This is a genomic window from Hypericibacter sp., from assembly GCF_050729195.1.
Classification (GTDB): Bacteria; Pseudomonadota; Alphaproteobacteria; order Dongiales; family Dongiaceae; genus Hypericibacter.
This window is the reverse complement of the sequence record NZ_JBOHKS010000012.1, coordinates 12673-31011: the sequence shown is the minus strand read 5'-3', so window position 1 is coordinate 31011 and position 18339 is coordinate 12673. Positions and strand designations below refer to the sequence as shown.

The 18339-nt window shown below is 65.7% G+C and carries 19 protein-coding genes; 13 read left to right on the top strand and 6 right to left on the bottom strand.

Annotation, left to right across the window (positions count from 1 at the left end; translation table 11 throughout):
- Positions 1–574: LptF/LptG family permease (locus tag ACREE8_RS00750; protein WP_431571059.1), on the bottom strand; the 574-nt coding region annotated here is incomplete at its 3' end.
- A gap of 217 nt (positions 575–791) precedes the next feature.
- Here ACREE8_RS00750 and ACREE8_RS00745 point away from each other — a divergent pair.
- The 5 genes from ACREE8_RS00745 to ACREE8_RS00725 all read left to right on the top strand — a co-directional run bounded on the left by ACREE8_RS00745 (position 792) and on the right by ACREE8_RS00725 (position 4671).
- Complete coding sequence (locus tag ACREE8_RS00745; RefSeq protein WP_431571058.1) at positions 792–2291, top strand: leucyl aminopeptidase; 1500 nt, start codon at positions 792–794, stop codon at positions 2289–2291.
- Between the two features lie 67 nt (positions 2292–2358).
- Complete coding sequence (locus ACREE8_RS00740; RefSeq protein WP_431571057.1) at positions 2359–2814, top strand: DNA polymerase III subunit chi; 456 nt, start codon at positions 2359–2361, stop codon at positions 2812–2814.
- Between the two features lie 2 nt (positions 2815–2816).
- On the top strand, positions 2817–3653 hold the full coding sequence (locus ACREE8_RS00735) for an FkbM family methyltransferase (protein ID WP_431571056.1): 837 nt from the start codon (positions 2817–2819) through the stop codon (positions 3651–3653).
- A 502-nt stretch (positions 3654–4155) separates the two neighbouring features.
- On the top strand, positions 4156–4359 hold the full coding sequence (locus tag ACREE8_RS00730; RefSeq protein ID WP_431571055.1) for a cold-shock protein: 204 nt from the start codon (positions 4156–4158) through the stop codon (positions 4357–4359).
- Positions 4360–4449: 90 nt separating this feature from the next.
- On the top strand, positions 4450–4671 hold the full coding sequence (locus tag ACREE8_RS00725) for a hypothetical protein (protein WP_431571054.1): 222 nt from the start codon (positions 4450–4452) through the stop codon (positions 4669–4671).
- 58 nt (positions 4672–4729) lie between these two features.
- Here the strand turns inward: ACREE8_RS00725 and ACREE8_RS00720 are convergent, their stop codons facing one another.
- Positions 4730–6625 carry an ABC-F family ATP-binding cassette domain-containing protein gene (locus tag ACREE8_RS00720; RefSeq protein ID WP_431571053.1) on the bottom strand — a complete coding sequence of 632 codons (1896 nt, stop codon included), beginning with the start codon at positions 6623–6625 and terminating at the stop codon, positions 4730–4732.
- Between the two features lie 253 nt (positions 6626–6878).
- Here ACREE8_RS00720 and ndk point away from each other — a divergent pair, with 253 nt between their 5' ends.
- The gene (ndk, locus tag ACREE8_RS00715; RefSeq protein WP_431571052.1) at positions 6879–7301 is read left to right on the top strand and encodes a nucleoside-diphosphate kinase; all 423 of its coding nucleotides are present in this window, start codon (positions 6879–6881) and stop codon (positions 7299–7301) included.
- A 98-nt stretch (positions 7302–7399) separates the two neighbouring features.
- Here the strand turns inward: ndk and ACREE8_RS00710 are convergent, their stop codons facing one another.
- The 3 genes from ACREE8_RS00710 to purM form a co-directional block, all read right to left on the bottom strand.
- Entirely contained in the window at positions 7400–7525 is a 126-nt protein-coding gene (locus ACREE8_RS00710; RefSeq protein ID WP_431571051.1) for an aa3-type cytochrome c oxidase subunit IV, read from the bottom strand.
- A 115-nt stretch (positions 7526–7640) separates the two neighbouring features.
- Positions 7641–8291: a phosphoribosylglycinamide formyltransferase gene (gene purN, locus ACREE8_RS00705; RefSeq protein WP_431571050.1), complete on the bottom strand. Its 651-nt coding sequence runs from the start codon at positions 8289–8291 to the stop codon at positions 7641–7643.
- Positions 8279–9364: a phosphoribosylformylglycinamidine cyclo-ligase gene (gene purM, locus ACREE8_RS00700; protein ID WP_431571060.1), complete on the bottom strand. Its 1086-nt coding sequence runs from the start codon at positions 9362–9364 to the stop codon at positions 8279–8281. The genes purN and purM overlap by 13 nt, the downstream gene beginning before the upstream one ends.
- Positions 9365–9537: 173 nt before the next feature.
- Here purM and ACREE8_RS00695 point away from each other — a divergent pair, with 173 nt between their 5' ends.
- From ACREE8_RS00695 to ACREE8_RS00670, 6 genes are all read left to right on the top strand, one after another.
- Positions 9538–10626: a DUF2066 domain-containing protein gene (locus ACREE8_RS00695; RefSeq protein ID WP_431571049.1), complete on the top strand. Its 1089-nt coding sequence runs from the start codon at positions 9538–9540 to the stop codon at positions 10624–10626.
- Between the two features lie 13 nt (positions 10627–10639).
- The gene (locus tag ACREE8_RS00690; protein ID WP_431571048.1) at positions 10640–11191 is read left to right on the top strand and encodes a CDP-alcohol phosphatidyltransferase family protein; all 552 of its coding nucleotides are present in this window, start codon (positions 10640–10642) and stop codon (positions 11189–11191) included.
- Positions 11188–12264 (top strand): AI-2E family transporter, encoded by a 1077-nt coding sequence (locus ACREE8_RS00685; protein WP_431571047.1) that lies wholly within the window; start codon positions 11188–11190, stop codon positions 12262–12264. Before ACREE8_RS00690 ends, ACREE8_RS00685 begins: the two co-directional genes overlap by 4 nt.
- A gap of 20 nt (positions 12265–12284) precedes the next feature.
- The gene (locus ACREE8_RS00680; protein WP_431571046.1) at positions 12285–12977 is read left to right on the top strand and encodes an HdaA/DnaA family protein; all 693 of its coding nucleotides are present in this window, start codon (positions 12285–12287) and stop codon (positions 12975–12977) included.
- 143 nt (positions 12978–13120) lie between these two features.
- The gene (locus ACREE8_RS00675; protein ID WP_431571045.1) at positions 13121–14689 is read left to right on the top strand and encodes a CHAD domain-containing protein; all 1569 of its coding nucleotides are present in this window, start codon (positions 13121–13123) and stop codon (positions 14687–14689) included.
- 173 nt (positions 14690–14862) lie between these two features.
- Positions 14863–15411 carry a BLUF domain-containing protein gene (locus ACREE8_RS00670; RefSeq protein ID WP_431571044.1) on the top strand — a complete coding sequence of 183 codons (549 nt, stop codon included), beginning with the start codon at positions 14863–14865 and terminating at the stop codon, positions 15409–15411.
- A 24-nt stretch (positions 15412–15435) separates the two neighbouring features.
- Here the strand turns inward: ACREE8_RS00670 and ACREE8_RS00665 are convergent, their stop codons facing one another.
- Complete coding sequence (locus ACREE8_RS00665) at positions 15436–15987, bottom strand: SixA phosphatase family protein (protein ID WP_431571043.1); 552 nt, start codon at positions 15985–15987, stop codon at positions 15436–15438.
- A gap of 110 nt (positions 15988–16097) precedes the next feature.
- On the opposite strand from ACREE8_RS00665, the gene ACREE8_RS00660 reads away from it, so the two are divergent.
- Positions 16098–18299 (top strand): RNA degradosome polyphosphate kinase, encoded by a 2202-nt coding sequence (locus tag ACREE8_RS00660; protein ID WP_431571042.1) that lies wholly within the window; start codon positions 16098–16100, stop codon positions 18297–18299.
- The last annotated feature ends 40 nt before the right edge of the window (positions 18300–18339 follow it).

Here is an 18339-nt window from a genome sequence, read left to right as displayed (position 1 = left end):
GGTCAAAGACCACCACGCCGGCAAGCGACCCGTCCGCGGTGCGGGCGCGGGTATAGACCGTCAGCCCCGGAGTCGCGTCGGTGAAGACCCCTTCCTGGATCAGCACCTGCGAGAAATCGTTGCGGAGCTCCGTGGTCAGGCCGCCGAAAGCCCGGTTGGCATGCGGTGCCAGCGAAAGGCCGAGCCAATAGCAGAAGAGCGTGATGACGAGCGCGATCACCAGCGCCGGCCGCGCGAGCTGCCAGGGGCTCATGCCGGCGCTGCGCAGCACCACCAGCTCGCTATCGACGCCCAGGCGCCAATAGACGAACAGGCTGGCGATGAAGAGCGCTGCCGGCAGCAGGATGATCAGCAGCTCCGGCACCAGCAGGCTCAACAGATAGAGCGCGGTCGTCAGGGGCAGGCCGCGATTGATGATCAGGTCCAGGAACCGGACGGTCTGGGTCAGCCAGATCACGAAAGTCAGGCCAAAGGTGATGACCGTCAGGAGCAGCGCCACCTGCCTGCCGATATAGATATTGACGCCGCGTACGGTCTTGATCCGGACCATGGCATGCATGATAGGCAGGGGCACAGGCCCCTTCCTAGCCCGGATTTGCCAATCCGATGAATGATTTCCGGCCAGGCAATGTTTCGGGCGGAATCCGGCCCCGCTTTATCGTATCCGGGGCCTGTGATACAGGAAGTTCGCCGGCAGCGCCCTGCTGCCTTAGCCTTTCACGGGCCCGCTGGTGGCCCCGGCCTCCTGCCGATCCCCGCGCCCTGGCCGCATTGCTTGGAGATCTCTGTTGATGAAGATTCAGTTCGCCAAATTCGAGATACCGGAATCCGGTGCGCTCGCGGTGGGCGCGCTCGAGGACCGCAAGCTGCAGGCGAGTGCGACGGCCCTCGACAAGGCGGCCAAGGGCGCTCTCATCCGGGCGCTGGGTGTCAGCCGCTTCAAGGGCCGCTCGGACGACCTGCTGCAGCTCCTGGCACCGGGTGACCTGCCCCTGTCGCGGGCGCTGTTGTTCGGGCTGGGCCAAGCCACGGCGGTGGACGCGCTCGCGGCTCAGGCCCTCGGCGGCCGCCTGGTCGCCTATACCAACGGCACGGGCGACAGCGCGCTCGCAATCGCCATCGACGCGGTCCCCGGCGCCGCATTGTCGCCGGCCGAGATGGCGGCGAACGTGGCGTTTGGCGCCAGGCTGCGGGCCTATCGGTTCGACAAATACCGGACCAAGGAAAAGCCGGAGCAGAAGCCGAGCCTGAAGAAGCTGACGCTCCTGGTCGAGGACCCGAACGCCGCCAAGAAACTGTTCGAGCCGCTGGACCGCCTGGCCGACGGCGTCGTCTTCACCCGCGATCTGGTCTCCGAGCCCGCCAACGTCATCTATCCGGAGAGCCTGGCCGAGCAGGCCAAGACGCTCGAGGAGCTCGACGTGAAGGTCGAGATCCTGGGCGAGAAGGAGATGAAGAAGCTCGGCATGAACGCCCTCCTGGGCGTCGGCCAGGGCAGCGCTCGCGAATCCCAGCTCGTCGTGATGCAGTGGAAAGGACTCCCCGAAGGCCGCAAGAAGCCTCCGGTCGCCTTCATCGGCAAGGGCGTGACCTTCGACACCGGCGGCATCTCGATCAAGCCGGCGGCCGGCATGGAAGAGATGAAGTGGGACATGGCGGGGGCCGGTGCCGTCATCGGCCTGATGAAGGCGCTGGCGGGCCGCAAGGCCAAGGTGAACGCGATCGGCGTGATCGGTCTGGTCGAGAACATGCCGTCCGGTACCGCGCAGCGGCCGGGCGACGTGGTGAAGTCGATGTCGGGCCAGACGATCGAGGTCATCAACACCGACGCCGAAGGCCGGCTCGTGCTGGCCGATGCGATCTGGTACACGCAAGACCGCTTCAAGCCGCAATTGATGGTCAATCTGGCCACCTTGACCGGCGCCATCATGATCGCGTTGGGACAGATCCATGCGGGCCTGTTCTCGAACAACGATCAGCTTTCCGAGCGCCTGCTCGCGGCCGGTCGGGGCAGCGGCGAGCTGCTCTGGCGCATGCCGCTCGGCGAGGGCTACGACAAGATCATCAATTCCGACATCGCGGACATGAAGAATGTCGGCAACCGCTATGGCGGCTCGATCACCGCGGCGCAATTCATCCAGCGCTTCGTCAATGACGTGCCCTGGGCGCATCTCGACATCGCGGGCATGGCCTGGTCCGACAAGGACGCGCCGACCGTGCCGAAGGGCGCCACCGGATATGGCGTGCGCCTGCTGGAGCGGTTCGTCGCAGACCATTACGAGGAACGTTGAGGCTGTCGCAGGGTGCGATCGATGATCGCGCCCGGCGACAGGCCGGCTGCGCGGCAGAGGGCGGTGCGTGACCGAAGTCCGATTCTATCATCTGCAGCGAACCAGCCTCGAAGCGGCCTTGCCGAAACTGCTCGAGCGCACGCTGGCGCGCGGGCAGCGTGCGCTGGTGATGGCGGGATCGAACGAACGGGTCGAAGCGCTGACGGCGCATCTCTGGACCTATGACCCCAACAGCTTCCTGCCGCATGGCAGCAAGCGGGATGGCCGTCCGGAGCGCCAGCCGGTCTGGCTGACCGATCAGGACGAGAACCCCAACAACGCCACCGTTCTGTTCCTGACGGATGGCGCACAATCGGGCGCGGTTTCCGGCTTCGAACTCTGCGTCGAGATGCTGGATGGCCAGGACGAGGCCGCGGTCGCGGCCGGCCGGCAGCGCTGGGCCGCCTACAAGGAAGCGGGACACAGCCTCGTCTATTACCAGCAGGACGAGAACGGACGCTGGCAGGAAAAGGCGAAGGGGTGAGCATGGACGAATCCGCGGAACTTCCGGACGGTATCGCGCTGGCACCGGTGGGATCGGAGAGTCCCTATCGGATCAAGCGGTGCCGGCACGGCACCATGCTCTTCAACACCAACGATCGCTATATCGGCGAGGCGCTGGAGCGCTATGGCGAGTATGGCGAGCTCGAGCTCCAGGTGCTCCTGCAGCTGGTGCGGCCGGGCGACACGGTCGTAGAAGCGGGTGCCAATATCGGCTGCCACACGGTGCCAATGGCGAAGGCGCTACGTCCCAACGGTGCGCTGGTAGTGTTCGAGCCGCAGCGCCTGACCTATCAGCTCCTCTGCTCCAACCTCGCCCTGAACGGTTTGTGGAACGTCTATGCGCGCCACGCCGCCGCCGGGCGGGCGCCGGGACAGATCTCGGTGCCGCTGCTCGATCCGCAGGGCAGGCAGAATTTTGGCGGTCTTTCGCTGGTCGGCAGCGAGAAAGGCGAGCCCGTGCCGATCGAGACCATCGACAGTTTCTCCCTGGCCAGTTGCCGTATGATCAAGGCCGATGTGCGGGGCATGGAATCCGACGTGCTGGCCGGCGCCGAAGCGACCATCAAACGCTGCCGCCCGATGCTCTATGTCGAGAATGAAAGCGAGGTCACCTCGCCGGCCCTGATTCGCCAGATCCAAAGCTATGGCTATCGCCTCTGGGACCATCGGCCGCTGCTTTTCAATGCGGCCAACAAGGCGGGCGTCAGCGAGAACCTCTATCCGAATGTCGTTTCTCACAACATGCTTTGCATCCCGCAGGAAGTGACGGTCAAGATCGACCTGCGCGAGATCAGAAGTCCTGTGGACTGGGTGCTGTAAGCGAAGCGCCGACGAATGGCCTTCGGAGGGCTGAACCCAGGCCCAATGCTCCCCTAAGTCGACAGAAGGGCGGGGCAAATAGTCGTCGGAAGGACCTTTTTGCCGCGAAATAGTGCGGCAAAATTGACCTGGACAAGCGCAGAAAAATCGTTTAGTTTCAAACTAATATATTCCAATCCCCTCTGAATCTTATTGTGGAAATGCACGAGCCTCGCTCCCATTTCAAGGAAGCGGTAACTCGTTGCTGTTGTACCGAAGAACTGCCTCGTGGCTGAAAATTCGTCGTCCTTGCCGCTGAAAGCCGGTGAAGACCGACGGACGGGTGGGCAGTTCTCCCGGACCGCGATACCTCAGAGACGAAACTGGATGTCAGAGTTCTGTCGGGAAGGGCCGCTCTTCCCGCCGCTCTGAGGAATGTCTCACCGGCCCAACAACCCGGCACGGCCGGATTGTGATCGGGCTCGTGACGGGTCCCGATACCCCATTCCTCGAGGAGTTCGCCATGTCTGTCGGAACCGTGAAGTTCTTCAATACGAGCAAAGGCTTTGGCTTTATCCAGCCGGAAGATGGCTCGAAAGACGTCTACGTGCATATCAGCGCGGTTGAAAAGGCCGGGCTGTCGCTGTTGAGCGAAGGCCAGAAACTGAGTTTCGAGGTCACCAGCGAGAACGGCAAGAATGCCGCCTCGGACCTCAAGGTCGTCTGATCGCCCCTTAGAGGCGCTGGCGACCTGATGATTCCACCACGATCGATAACGGCGCGTGATATCCCCCCGCGCGAATGAGAGAGCGAGTTCATGGGCGCACATAAGTACAAGGTCGGCCAGTTGGTCGAAGCCAGACCGAACCTCTCGGCGGCGACGCCGCCGGGCTCTTACAAGGTCGTGAGACTGCTGCCGCCGACCGGCGTCGACAATCAATACCGGCTGATGTCGCTCAAGAACGGTCATGAGCGCGTCGTGCGGGAATATGAGATCGATCTCAACGACGCCGCTATCGACGTCGACGCGGCCGAATAGCACTCAAAACTTCGACGTTTCGCGAGCTATTGCCGGCACCATGCGCGCCGGTACGTTCTCAGCTATCGGCGTTCTCGGCGGCTTCGAGGGCGGCGGTGGCTGAGAGCCAGGCTTCCTCCGCGGCCTCGATCGTCTTTCCCAACTCGCCCAGTTCGCGCTGCAGATCGCGCGCACGCGCCTGATCCTGCTGGTAGAGCTTCGGGTTCGCCAGCACCTGCTCGAGCTTCGATTTGTGCCGGGCGAGCTCCGCCATCTTCTTTTCCGCAATGTCGGCAGCCTTGCGCAGCGGCCCCTTGGCCACGCGCGCGGTGGCGCCTTCGCGGCGGCGCTGCGCGCGCGCCTGGGAATCGTTTCGGCCCGCGGCCTCGATGGCGCCGCCTTTGCGCGACCGGCGCTCCGACAGCAGATATTGCCGGTAATCGTCGAGCGAGCCGTCGAACGGCTTGCAGCGGCCATCCGCCACCAGCCACAGCCGGTCGGCCACCAGCTCGATCAGATGCGGGTCGTGGCTGATCAGCAGCACGGCCCCTTCATAGTCGTTGAGCGCTTGGACCAGCGCCTGGCGCGCGTCGACGTCGAGATGGTTGGTGGGCTCGTCCAGGATCAGGATATGCGGCGCCTCGCGCGTGACCAGCGAAAACAGCAGTCGCGCCTTCTCGCCGCCCGACAGCGAACCGACCTGTGTGTTCACCCGCTGCTGGCCCAGGCCGAAGCGCGCCAGATGCGCGCGGCGCTTGGGCTCGTTCAGTTGCGGCGCCAGCCGTTCCATGAGCTGGAGCGGCGTCGCCTCGAGCGCGAGCTCCTCGGTCTGGTGCTGCGCGAAATAGCCGATCTTGAGCTTGGCCGAGCGCCGGACCTCGCCGCTCATCTGCTTGAGGCGGCCCGCGATCAGCTTGGCCATGGTCGACTTGCCGTTGCCGTTGGCGCCGAGAAGGGCGATGCGATCGTCCTGATCGATGCGCAGATCGAGGCGTTTCAACACCGGCCGGCCCGGCTCGTAGCCGACCTCGACGCCATCGAGCGAGATCAGCGGCGAGGGCAGGGCCTCGGGCGCCGGGAACTCGAACATCTCGGTGCGGGCTTCGGTGACGGCCGCGATCGGCTCCATCCGCTCGAGCGCCTTGAGGCGCGACTGGGCCTGGCGCGCCTTGCTGGCCTTGTAGCGGAAGCGATCGACGAATTCCTGCATATGCTTGCGCTGCGCCAGCTGCTTGTTGCGCATCGCCGATTGATGGTCGAGCCGCTCCGCCCGCGTGCGCTCGAACCGATCATAGCCGCCGGCATAGAGCACCAGCTTGCGGTTCTCGAGATGGATGATGTGGTCGACCGCCTTGTTCAGGAGGTCGCGGTCATGGCTGACGATCAGGATCGTGCGCGGATAGTCCGCGAGATATTGCTCTAGCCAGAGGCTGGCCTCGAGATCGAGATGGTTGGTGGGCTCGTCGAGCAGCAGCAGATCGGGCTCGGAGAACAGCAGCGCCGCCAGGGCGACGCGCATGCGCCAGCCGCCGGAGAAATCGGTGCAGGGACGGGCCTGCGCGTCATTGTCGAAACCGAGGCCCGCCAGGATCGAGGCCGCGCGCGCGGGCGCGCTATGGGCGTCGATCATCGCCAGGCGCTCATGGATCTCCGCGATCCGGTGCGCGTCGGAGGCATGCTCGGCCTCCGCCAGCAGGCTCGCGCGTTCCTGGTCGGCCGCGAGCACGGTCTCCAGCAGGCTTTCGGGACCGTCCGGGGCTTCCTGCGCCAATCGCCCGATGCGCCAATTGGAGGGCAGCGAGATATCGCCGCCGTCCGAATGGATGTCGCCGGTGATCAGCTTCAGCAGCGTGGATTTGCCGCAGCCATTGGGGCCGATCAGCCCGGCCCGGTGGCCCGGGGGCAGGGACAGGCTGGCGCCTTCCAACAGGGGGCGTCCGGCAATCCGATAGGTGAGGTCGCGAATTTGCAGCATGGGCCGGCCTGATAGCACAGTGCCGGGGCCGCCGAAACCTTTCTGGGCGGACAAGATGACGCTTCAATCAAGGTTGCGAGACAGGGCCGGTCGCCCCAGGGGATGCCGAGCCTGCCGGGGATCGGGCCGGGTTGCGGCGCGGCCCCCAAGCCTCTATAAGCCTGCCACCCTTTTTGCGGCCACCCGGCCGCTCGGTGGCCGTTCCGGCGGGTTCGGGACGGCTGACCCCCTCTCCGCAGGAGCGCCTTCAACCATGGCCATCGAACGCACCTTCTCGATCATCAAGCCGGATGCCACGCGTCGCAATCTGACGGGCAAGATCAATGCCAAATTCGAGGAAGCGGGCCTGCGCATCATCGCGCAGAAGCGCACCCGCCTGTCGCGCGCCCAGGCCGAGGGCTTCTACGCTGTCCATAAGGCCCGGCCCTTCTTCAATGACCTTTGCACCTTCATGACCAGCGGCCCGGTCGTGCTCCAGGTGCTGGAAGGCGAGAACGCGATCGCGCGCAACCGCGAGATCATGGGCGCCACCAACCCGGCCAATGCCGCGCCCGGCACGATCCGCAAGGAGTTCGCGGAATCGATCGAGGCCAATTCGGTGCATGGCTCGGACGCGCCCGAGACGGCGCGGGAAGAAATCGCCTATTTCTTCAGCGGCATCGAAATCGTCGGCTGACGGCCGACGCCGGGTTTTCCCGGCGGGAACGACGAAGGGCGGCGGCCTCGATCACCGAGGCCGCCGCCCTTTTGCATTTCAGCGTCGCGCTGCCGGATTTAAAGCAGCGTCAGTCCCATCAGCCCCAGCGCCACGGCAATCAGCACCGCGGCGATGGTGCTGAATTTGACGAAGCCCTTATAGGCCTGCTGATGGTCATGGAGCATCTGATCGTCTTGAGCCATCGCGCGCGAGATCCTCTATCGGTGTCTTTCGGGTGCCGGTCCGCCAAGGAGCCGACAGCGGGCGCCCTTATTTAGACCAGCGGCCCCCGGCTCGGCAACCGCGGCGGCAAGCCCGTCAATCGGCCGGATTCATCATGATTCCGGCAGGAACATCCCGGCCGTCGAGGATGGCTTTTTCGCCATCCAGCCTGACACGGCCCGTGGCGACCAGCCGCAGGGCCAGCGGATAGGCGCGATGCTCGGCGGTCAGCACCCGCGCCGCCAGGCTGTCGGGCGTGTCATCGGATGCCACCGGAACCGCGGCCTGCAGGATGATGGGACCGGTATCGAGCTCGGGACGCACATAGTGAACCGTGCAGCCCGCCAGCTTGACGCCGTCGGCCAAGGCCCGGGCATGGGTGTCGAGGCCGCGATAGGCCGGCAGCAGCGAGGGATGGATATTGATCATGCGGTTATGCCAGGCGGCGATGAAGCCGTCCGTCAGGATCCGCATGAAGCCGGCGAGGCAGACCAGTTCCACGCCGGCGGACCTGAGCTGGCGGTCGAGCTCGGCATCGAAGCCGGCGCGATCGGCATAGGCCTTGCGATCGATGACGGCGGTCGGAATCCCGGCCGCGGTCGCCCGCGCCAGACCGCCGGCATCGGCCTTGTTCGACAGCACCAGAACGATCCGGGCGTTGGTGGCGGGATCGCGGCCGGCTTCGATCAGCGCCTGCAGATTGCTGCCGCGCCCGGAGATGAGGACGCCGACCTTCAGCGCCGCCATGCGCTGTCCATGTTGAGGACGCGGGCACCCGCTTCGCCGGCGCGCCGTTCGGTGATCCTTCCGATCCGATGCACGGTCTCGCCGGCTGCCGCGAGTGCGGCCTGCGCCGCATCGGCATGATCCGCCGCCGCGACCACCACCATGCCGATGCCGCAATTGAAGGTCCGCGCCATCTCCTCGGCGGCGACGTTGCCCTGGCGCATCAGCCAGCCGAACACGGGCGGCAGCGTCCAGCGCGCCGCGTCGATCTCGACCGCGAGATGGTCGGGCACCACGCGGGGTGGATTCTCGATCAGACCGCCGCCGGTGATATGGGCAAGCGCCTTGATATGACCGGCGCGGATCGGCGGCAGGCCGCTCTTCACATAGATACGCGTGGGCTCCAGAAGGGCTGTCGCCAGATCGCGGTCCGGCGCGAAGGGCGCCTTCTCGTCATAGCGCAGGCCGCTGCGCTCGACGATGCGGCGCACCAGCGAATAACCGTTCGAATGGACGCCGCTCGAGGCGAGGCCCAGCACGATGTCGCCGGCGGCGACAGTATCGCCCGTCAGTTGCTGTCCGCGCTCCACGGCGCCGACCGCGAAGCCCGCCAGGTCGTAGTCGCCATGCGCATACATGCCCGGCATCTCGGCCGTCTCGCCGCCCACGAGTGCGCAGCCGGCGATGCGGCAGCCCTCGGCGATGCCGGCGATGATGCTGTGCCCGGCCGCGACCTCGAGCTTGCCGGTCGCGTAATAGTCGAGGAACAGGAGTGGCTCCGCGCCCTGCACCACGAGATCGTTGACGCACATCGCGACGAGGTCGATCCCGATCCGGTCATGCCGCCCGGTCGCGATCGCGATCTTGAGTTTGGTGCCGACGCCGTCGGTGGTGGCGACCAGGATCGGGTCCTTGAATCCGGCCGCGCGCAGATCGAAGAAGGCGCCGAAGCCGCCGAGGCCGGCATCGCTGCCCGAGCGTGCGGTGGATTTGGCCAGCGGCTTGATCGCATCGACCAGGGCATTGCCGGCATCGATATCCACGCCCGCGTCGCGGTAAGTCTGGCCGCTTTCGGGCTGATTCGGGCTGTTTATGGCGTCCTCCGCATCGACTAAGCTATAACCCGAGGCCGCCCCAGAACGGCGCGGGAACAAACGGCGCGGGAACAATAGTGAATAGCCACAGGTTTGCAATGGCGCAAGGTCGGGCGGCCCGGAGCCGCGAAGGGTGGCTGTGGCAGGCGGCAGCGCTGGGGATACTCCTCCTGTTGTTGGGTTTTTCGGCTCCGGTCCAGGCTGCCGGCGTCGGCCCTTCCTCCTATACGGTGGGCGACGTCGATGTCGATGTCACCGCCGGCAGCGCCAATGCGGCCCGGGAAGCGGCCATCGTTCTCGGCCAGCGAATCGCCTACGACAAGCTCATGGCGCAACTGGCCGATCCGCAGCAGGCGGCGTCGTTGCCGCGGCTGACGGACGCCGACATCTCCGATCTCGTCAGCGACTTCGAGGTCGAATCGGAAAAGGCCTCGGCGGTTCGCTATATCGGCAAGCTGAGCTTCCGCTTCCGAGGCGATTCGGTCCGAGCGCTGCTCGAGCAGCGCGGCGTGCATTATGCCGTCATGCCGACAGCGCCGATCCTGATCCTGCCGGTGCTCCAGGCGGAAGGCCAGACTCTGCTGTGGGACCCGCAGAACGCCTGGTTGAGCGCCTGGGCCGCCGATGCCGGCGGCAACACGCTGGTGCCGATCGTGGTGCCGTCCGGCGACGAGCTCGATGCCGGCATGATCGATGCGCCGGCCGCGCTGGCGGGCGACACGGCCAAGCTCGCGACCCTGGCGCAGCGTCATGGTGCCAGCCAGTCGCTGGTCGTGGTCGCCAAGCTCAATGCCGACGCGACCAGCGATACGCGTCGCGTCGATATCGCCGGCTATCGCTACGGTCTCGCGGGCCTGGTGGACAGCTTCACCGATCAGGTCAGCGTGACGGGTACGGCGCTGGATCAGCTTTATACGGCGGCCGTCCAACAGGCCGAGACGCGGCTGCAGGATTCGCTGCGCAAGGAGAACCTGGTCGTCTCCGGCGCGGAGCAGCATCTCGCCGTTACCGTTCCCATCGACAGCTACGCCGCCTGGATCGACATCCGGCGCCGGCTGGCCGGCGTGCCGATCCTGAAGCGGGCGGACATTCAAACCCTGACGACGAAATCGGCCGCGCTCGACCTGGTCTATGTCGGCGACGAGACGCAGCTCATGAGCGCGCTGAACGAGCGCCGCTTGAGCCTGGCCACCAACGGCGATCAGCGCCTGTTGGTTTCGACAGCGGCGGCACCCGCCGCCAGCAGCTCGACGACGCCCTGAAAGCGCCGCCGGGTTGACCGCGCTCCTTCCCAACCTCATCACCCTCGGGCGCCTGTTGGCGGTGCCGCTGGCGGTCTGGCTGATGCTGACCGATCGCTTGGCGGCCGCCTTCTGGCTGTTCCTGGTGGCCGGCATCTCGGACGCCATCGACGGCTATCTCGCGCGCCGCCTGAACGCCCGCAGCGAGATCGGCGCCTATCTCGATCCGCTCGCCGACAAATGCCTGCTGGTGAGCTCCTACGTGACCCTCGGCCATGAGGGACATATCGACGTCTGGCTCGTGATCCTGGTGGTGTTCCGCGATGTGATCATCATCGGCGGCGCCATCCTCTATCACACGCTGACGCAGTCGCTCACCATGCAGCCCCTCCTGATCAGCAAGCTCAACACCGTGCTGCAGATCGCCCTGATCGGCGTGGTGCTGGCGGAGCTGGGCCTCGGCATCGGCTCCGCCGAGATCACGCGGTGGCTGAGCTACGCGGTGGCGGCCAGCACGCTGGCCTCGGGCGCAGCCTATGTAACGGTGTGGGGCCGGCGAGCCTTGGCGCGGGGAGGGCGGTCGTGAAGATCGAGCACCAGCTGCGCTTCTGGATCATCGGGCTGGTGCTTCTGATCGTGGCCCTGTTCTTCCTGCGCAGCATCCTCCTGCCCTTCGTCGCCGGCATGGCCATCGCCTATTTCCTCGACCCGCTCTGCGACCGGATCGAGAAGATGGGCTGCTCGCGCACCTGGGCGACCACCATCGTGACGGCGCTGTTCCTGCTGGCGGTTCTGGCATTGGCGGCGGTCCTGCTGCCGCCCTTGGAGGCGCAGCTGGTCGACTTCTTCGGTCAGTTGCCCACCTACATCCAGGCCGTCACCGCGAAGCTCGGGCCGCTGCTGAAGGCGCTGCGCTCGCATCTGCCGGCCTCGGCCGCGCCCAGCATGAGCGACGTCACCGGCTATCTCGGACGGATCGCCGGCTGGGGCGCGGATTCATTGGGGACCATTCTCAGCGGCGGCTTCGCGCTCGCCAATCTGGTGTCGTTGATCTTCATCACGCCGATCGTGACCTTCTATCTGCTGCGCGACTGGGACAAGATCACAATGAAGCTCGATCTCTGGTTGCCGCGCGATCATGCCGACGAGATTCGCGGGCAGCTGCACGAGATCGACCGCACCTTGGCCGGCTTCGCGCGCGGCCAGGCGACGGTGTGCTTGTGCCTGGCGCTCTATTACGGGCTGGGCCTCAGTCTCATCGGACTCGATTTCGGGTTGGCGCTGGGCCTCATCGCCGGCGTGCTCTCCTTCATTCCGTTCGTCGGCAGCTTCCTCGCGCTCGCCGGCTCGGTCGCGCTGGCGCTGGCGCAATTCGGGACCTGGCAGGGGGTGGCCATGGTGGTCGGCGTCTGCGCCGTGGGGCAGGTGATCGAGGGTTACGTTCTGACGCCGAAGCTGGTGGGCGATCGGGTGAGGTTGCACCCCGTCTGGGTGATCTTCGCCTTGCTCGCGGGCGGGTCCCTGTTCGGTTTCGTCGGCCTGCTGCTGGCGGTGCCGGTCGCGGCCGTCTGCGGCGTGCTCGCGCGCTACAGCCTCAGCCACTATCTTGGCAGCCGGATCTATCGGGGCGACACACCGCCGCTCGATAGCGGCAATTGATCCGCGTCCGGTCGGCTCCCTTGTCGCAGATCCCTTTCCCCTTCGACCATGCGCCGTCGCTCGCGGCCGCCGATTTCGTGATCGCGTCCTGTAACGAAGGGGCGGCTGCCTGGGTCGCGCTCTGGCCCGATTGGCCGGCGCCGGCCTTGACGATTCATGGACCGGCGGAATCCGGCAAGACGCATCTGGGCCGCATCTGGGCGGAACAGGCGCAGGCCCGGGCGGTGCCAGCGGCGGCGCTCGCAGATATCGACCGGATTCCGGAACTGGCCGAAGGCCGGATGGCACTCCTGGTCGACGATGTCGATCTGGAGCTCGATGCGGATCGCGAGCGCGGGCTCTTCCATCTCTACAATCTGCTGGCGGAACGGCGCGGGCATCTCATGTTGCTGGCGACCCAGCCGCCGGCACGCTGGTCTCTGACCCTGGCCGACCTGCGCTCGCGCCTCTCGGCGGCACCGGCGGTCGCGATCGGCGCACCCGATGAAGGATTGCTGGACGCGATCCTGGCCAAGCTTTTCACGGACCGTCAATTGTCGGTCAGCCCCGAGCTTCGCCACTACATCCTGATGCGGATCGAACGCTCCTTTGCCGCGGCCGGAGCCATGGTCGCGGCGCTTGATCGCGCCACCCTGGCGGCAGGCCGCGGCGTCACGCCCGGCCTGGCGCGCAGCGTCCTGGAGGAACTTGGCCGCCCGTCCGATGGTTTCTGAAGGTACGGACAGGAAAGCGGAATTTAGTGGGCGACATAAAACTGACCCTAAAATGACTCGAAAGAGTAACTTTTCTGTCGGGTGCCGGGCCGGTAATTGAGTGCCGGTCCAAGTCCTGAAGTGGCGAGCGATTCTGGAGACCTATGGCGGAGGAGATCGAACTGAAACTGGCGCTGGCCCCCGATCTGGTCGGGGCGTTGCGCCGGGATCCCACGCTCAAGGCCCAGGCGCTCAAGCAACCCGTCACCCGGCGCCTTTTCAGCATCTATTACGACACCCCCGATCTGCGCCTGTCTCAGGCGGGCATGGCCCTGCGGGTGCGCCAGATCGGCAAGCGGTTCATCCAGACCTTGAAAGTCGCTGGCGCCGAGGGTGGCGGCCTGCAACAGCATGCCGAGTTCGAGCAGACGGTTCCCTCGGCGCAGCCCGATCTGTCGCAGATCGCCGATCCGGCGATGCAACGGTTCCTGAAGAAACAGAAGATTGCCCATCGGCTGGTTCCGGTTTTCAGCACCGACATCAAACGGCGGACTTGGCTCCTGGGTGTCGGCGGCGCCGAGATCGAGGTGGCACTGGACGAAGGTGAGATCCAGAGCGGCCCCCATCGCATGCCGCTCACCGAGTTGGAGCTCGAGCTCAAGCTGGGGGCCAAAGAAGCGCTCTATGATCTCGCGATCGACTTGGCTGGCCGCCGGCCCTTTCGGATCGAGTGGCGGACCAAGGCGGCGCGTGGCTACCAGCTCTTCGTCGGCGCCGAGCCCGAGGCGCGCCGTGGCAGTTCCATCACGATCGAGCGGGACGCAACGGCAAAATCGGCCTTCGGCGACATCGCGCGGGCCTGTCTGGCGCAATTCGGCGCCAATGAAGTCACGGCCGAACGCGGCGAGGATCCTGAGGGCGTGCATCAGGCACGGGTGGCTTTGCGCCGCATGCGCGCCCTGGTGACGGCCTATCGCCATCTGATGAGCGACGAGGTTCATGGCTGGCTGTCGGGCGAGCTGCGCTGGCTGCAGCAGGAATTGAGCCCCGCCCGCGATTGGGACGTGTTCACCGGCTACACCTTGCCGCCGATCCTGAAGCGGCTGCCCGATGAGCTGGCGCTGGAGCATTTGAAAGACGAAGCGCAGACCCTGCGCCGCGAAGCCTATGACACGGTGCGCGCGCTGTTCGCGTCGCCCCGCTACACGCTGTTGCTGCTCAAGATGGGCCGCGTGCTCGAGGCCGGGAACTGGCGGGCACCGGCGGGCTCGCCCGAAGCGGCGCCGCTCGAGGAACCGATCAAGCGCTTCGCCGATCGGCTGCTCGCCTTCCGTCACCGCCGCCTGCGCAAGTTCGGCAAGAAGCGCGAGAGCCTCAGCGAGTCGGACCTGCATCGGCTGCGGCTGCTCGGCAAGAAGATGCGCTATAGCGCCGACTTTTTTCGCTCGCTCTATGCGGAGAAGCAGGTGCGCCGCTATTTCGCCGCCGTGGCCGAGCTGCAGGACCGGCTGGGCTCGATCAACGATGCGGTGGTGACGCACGGCCTGTTGCAGAAGCTCGAGCGGCGCATGCCCGACAGCGCCGAAGCCGCCCATGCGGTCGGGCTGGTCCGCGGCTGGCAGGCGGCCAAGATCGAGCAGGATCTGCTCGGTTTCGCCGGGGTCTGGAAGGAATTCTCCGAGGCTAATCCCTTCTGGGGCAAGCCTCGCGCACTCGATGAAGACGCGGTCTGACGCCGTTTTCTCCCAAGATGCGTCGCCGGGTCGCATCGGCGCGGGCGCCGGGCTGAACTTTTCCTTCATCATCCCGGCCGAGAATGGCGCCGCGGAAGCAGACCGTCCCGGTGCATTGGATAGGGACCGGGCGACCTCTTCCCAGACCCTGTTCCTCCCCGGAAGCGCCGGTCATGCCAATCGTGCCGTCTTCAATCGACAGCTTCTTCAGATTCGAGGCCGCCAACGACGAGGCGGCCAACGATCTGGGCTTGGGCTCGGTCTCATCGATCGCGCCAGTCGAGGTCGTGGCCGAGACGCAGCCGCTGCATCAGCTCGTCTATGTCAGCGCCTCGCGCGTCAATTGGAGCGAGGCCGAGCTCGAGCGGCTGCTGACGCGCGCGCGCATCCATAACGGCGCGCGCGGCATCACCGGCATGCTGCTCTATGTCGGCGGCAATTTCATTCAGGCGCTGGAAGGGCCTCCGGCTGTCATCGCCTCCTTGATGGACCGCATCCGCGCCGACAAGCGTCACTGGCATGTCCAGCGCATCGTCGATCGCCGGGTCGGCATGCGCGATTTCACCGACTGGTCGATGGGCTTCCGACGCTGCCGTCCGGCGGACCTCGTGGCGGCCGGTGCTGTCGATCTCGCCCGCGACGACGCCATCGCCAAGGCGCTGGTCGGCAGGGACGGTCTCGCGGTGGGGCTTCTGCGCCGCTTCTGCGACCAGAATCGCTGACGGAGACGGTCTCCCCGCCAGACGTCACACCAGGTCGCGCGGCACCACGAAATCGGTCAACCGGCCGATGCCCGGCAGCAGCTCTTCCCAGCGGTCGATATCGAACTGATAAAGCGCCAGCCCGCCCGTCGGGAACTTGCCGCGCAGTTTCGCCAGCCCCGCCGCATCGCCGTCGCCGAACAGGCGCTCGGCCAGCTCCTGCAGTCCGGGGTTATGGCCGACGATCAGCACGGAATCGGCCTCGTCACCCGCTTGGCGCAACCGGACCAGCAGCTCGTCCGCGTTCGCCAGATAGAGCTTGTCCTCATAGACGACCCGCGGTGGCTTGGGGAGCATCAGGCTGACCAGCTCCCAGGTCTCGCGGGTCCGGCGCGCGGACGAGGCCAGGACCAGGTCGGGCAGGATCGCGTGGTCGCGCAGATAGACGCCGATCGGCGGGGCCGCCCGGCGGCCCCGGGGCGCCAAGGGGCGCTCATGGTCCGAGAGATCGTCCTCTTTCCAGCTGGATTTGGTGTGTCTGAGGAGATAAAGCCGTTTCATCGTGCCTTGGCGGGAGCGCGGGGCAGGCTTGGCCATCGCCGTCTATCTCCTTGAATTTAGGCACTCTTTATCGCGGCACAAGATGCCTCGTTGTCATGACATTTTCATGAAGCCCAGCTAAGATTGCAATTGATCGCCGGATTCCCATGGCCGCCATGCGAGGCTGGCTGTCCGGCCGTCACCTTTCCAAGCAGGGCATACCCCCCGTGGATGATTCTCAGCTAACCGAACGCGCCGTTGCCAACGTCGCCAGCGAGACGCGTTTCATCAATCGCGAGCTCTCCTGGCTCGCCTTCAATGAGCGCGTGCTCGAGGAAGCGCAGAACCCGCGCCATCCGCTTTTGGAGCGGCTGCGGTTCCTGTCGATCTCCGCGAACAATCTGGATGAGTTCTACATGGTCCGCGTGGCGGGTCTCAAAGGGCAGGTCGCCGCCGGCGTGTCGACGCCGAGCCAGGACGGGATGACGCCGGCCCAGCAGCTGGTCGCGATCAATCAGCAGTCGAGCGAGCTGATGCATAACCAGCAGGCCTGCTGGCGCAGCCTGCGTCAGGCCTTGCGCCAGGCCGGCATCGCGGTGATCGATGCGCCGGAATTGACGGCCGACGAGAGGCAATGGCTCGACGCCTATTTCCTCGACCAGATCTTCCCGGTGCTGACGCCGATGGCGATCGATCCGGCCCATCCGTTCCCCTTCATCCCGAATCTGGGCTTCGCCCTGGTGCTGGATCTCGAGGGCCTTACACCGACCGGCAATTCCTTGCGGGCGCTCTTGCCGCTGCCGTCGCAATTGCCGCGCTTCGTGCGCCTGCCCGGCGCCAATATCCGCTTCCTGCCGCTCGAGGAGCTGGTCGGCCTCTATCTCGACCGGCTCTTCCCCGGATTCAAAGTCGCGGGCCTCGGCTATTTCCGCATGATCCGCGACAGCGAGATGGAGATCGAGGAAGAGGCCGAGGATCTGGTCCGCCTGTTCGAGAGCGCGCTCAAGCGCCGCCGGCGCGGCAACGTCATTCGGCTGAAAATCAATTCGGCGATGCCCGAGGATCTGCGCGCCTTCGTGATCGATGAGCTGGGGGTTTCGCCCGGCGACGTCTTCGTCCTCGACGGCATCCTGGGCCTGGCCTCCAGCTCCAAGCTGATCGTGGATGACCGGCCCGACCTGAAGTTTCCGCCCTATCACGCGCGGTTCCCTGAGCGCATCCGCGAGATGGGCGGCGACTGCTTCGCGGCGATCCGGCAGAAGGACATCGTCGTCCATCATCCGTTCGAGAGCTTCGATGTGGTGGTGCAGTTCCTGCGCCAGGCCGCGCGCGATCCCAATGTGGTCGCGATCAAGCAGACGCTCTATCGGACCTCCGACGATTCGCCGATCGTGAAGGCGCTGATCGAGGCGGCGGAGGCCGGCAAGTCGGTGACGGCGCTGGTCGAGCTCAAGGCGCGCTTCGACGAGGAAGCCAATATCCGCTGGGCGCGCGACCTGGAGCGGGCGGGCGTGCAGGTCGTGTTCGGCTTCATGCAGCTCAAGACCCACGCCAAGATCTCGATGGTGATCCGGCGCGAAGGCACCAGCCTGCGCGGCTATGTGCATTTCGGCACCGGCAACTATCATCCGATCACGGCCAAGGTCTATACCGACCTCAGCTTCTTCACCTGCGATCCCGCGCTCTGCCATGACGCGGCGCGGACCTTCAATTACATGACCGGCTACGCCAAGCCGGAGAAGCTCGAGAAGATCGCGATCGCGCCGATCTCGCTGCGCTCGACCCTGATGCATCTGATCGAGGAAGAGATCGAACATGTGAAGGCGGGTCGGCCCGGCGGCATCTGGGCCAAGATGAATGCGCTGGTCGACCCCGGCCTGATCGACGCGCTCTGCCGCGCCTCGCAAGCCGGAGTCCAGATCCGTCTCGTGGTGCGCGGCATCTGCTGCCTGCGGCCCGGCGTGCCCGGTCTTTCCGAGAATATCCAGGTCAAGAGCATCATCGGCCGTTTCCTCGAGCATTCGCGCATCATGTGCTTCGGTAACGGCGTGCGGCTGCCCTCGCGCAGCGCCAAGGTGTTCGTCTCCTCGGCGGATTGGATGCCTCGTAATCTCGACTGGCGTCTCGAGGCGCTGGTGCCGATCGAGAATCCGACCGTGCATCAGCAGGTGCTCGACCAGATCATGGTCGCCAATCTCAAGGACGAGGCGCAAAGCTGGATTCTCGGCGCGGACGGACGTTATAGTCGGGTTCCGGCGGGCCCCGATGCGTTCAGCGCTCACACCTACTTCATGACCAACCCGAGCTTGTCCGGTCGCGGCAGTGCGATGAAGCGCAAGGCCCCGTCCCTCGAGCTCAAAAAGGCGTGACGAGCGGCATGGCGGAAAGCGGAGCGGGGAAATCGCGGTC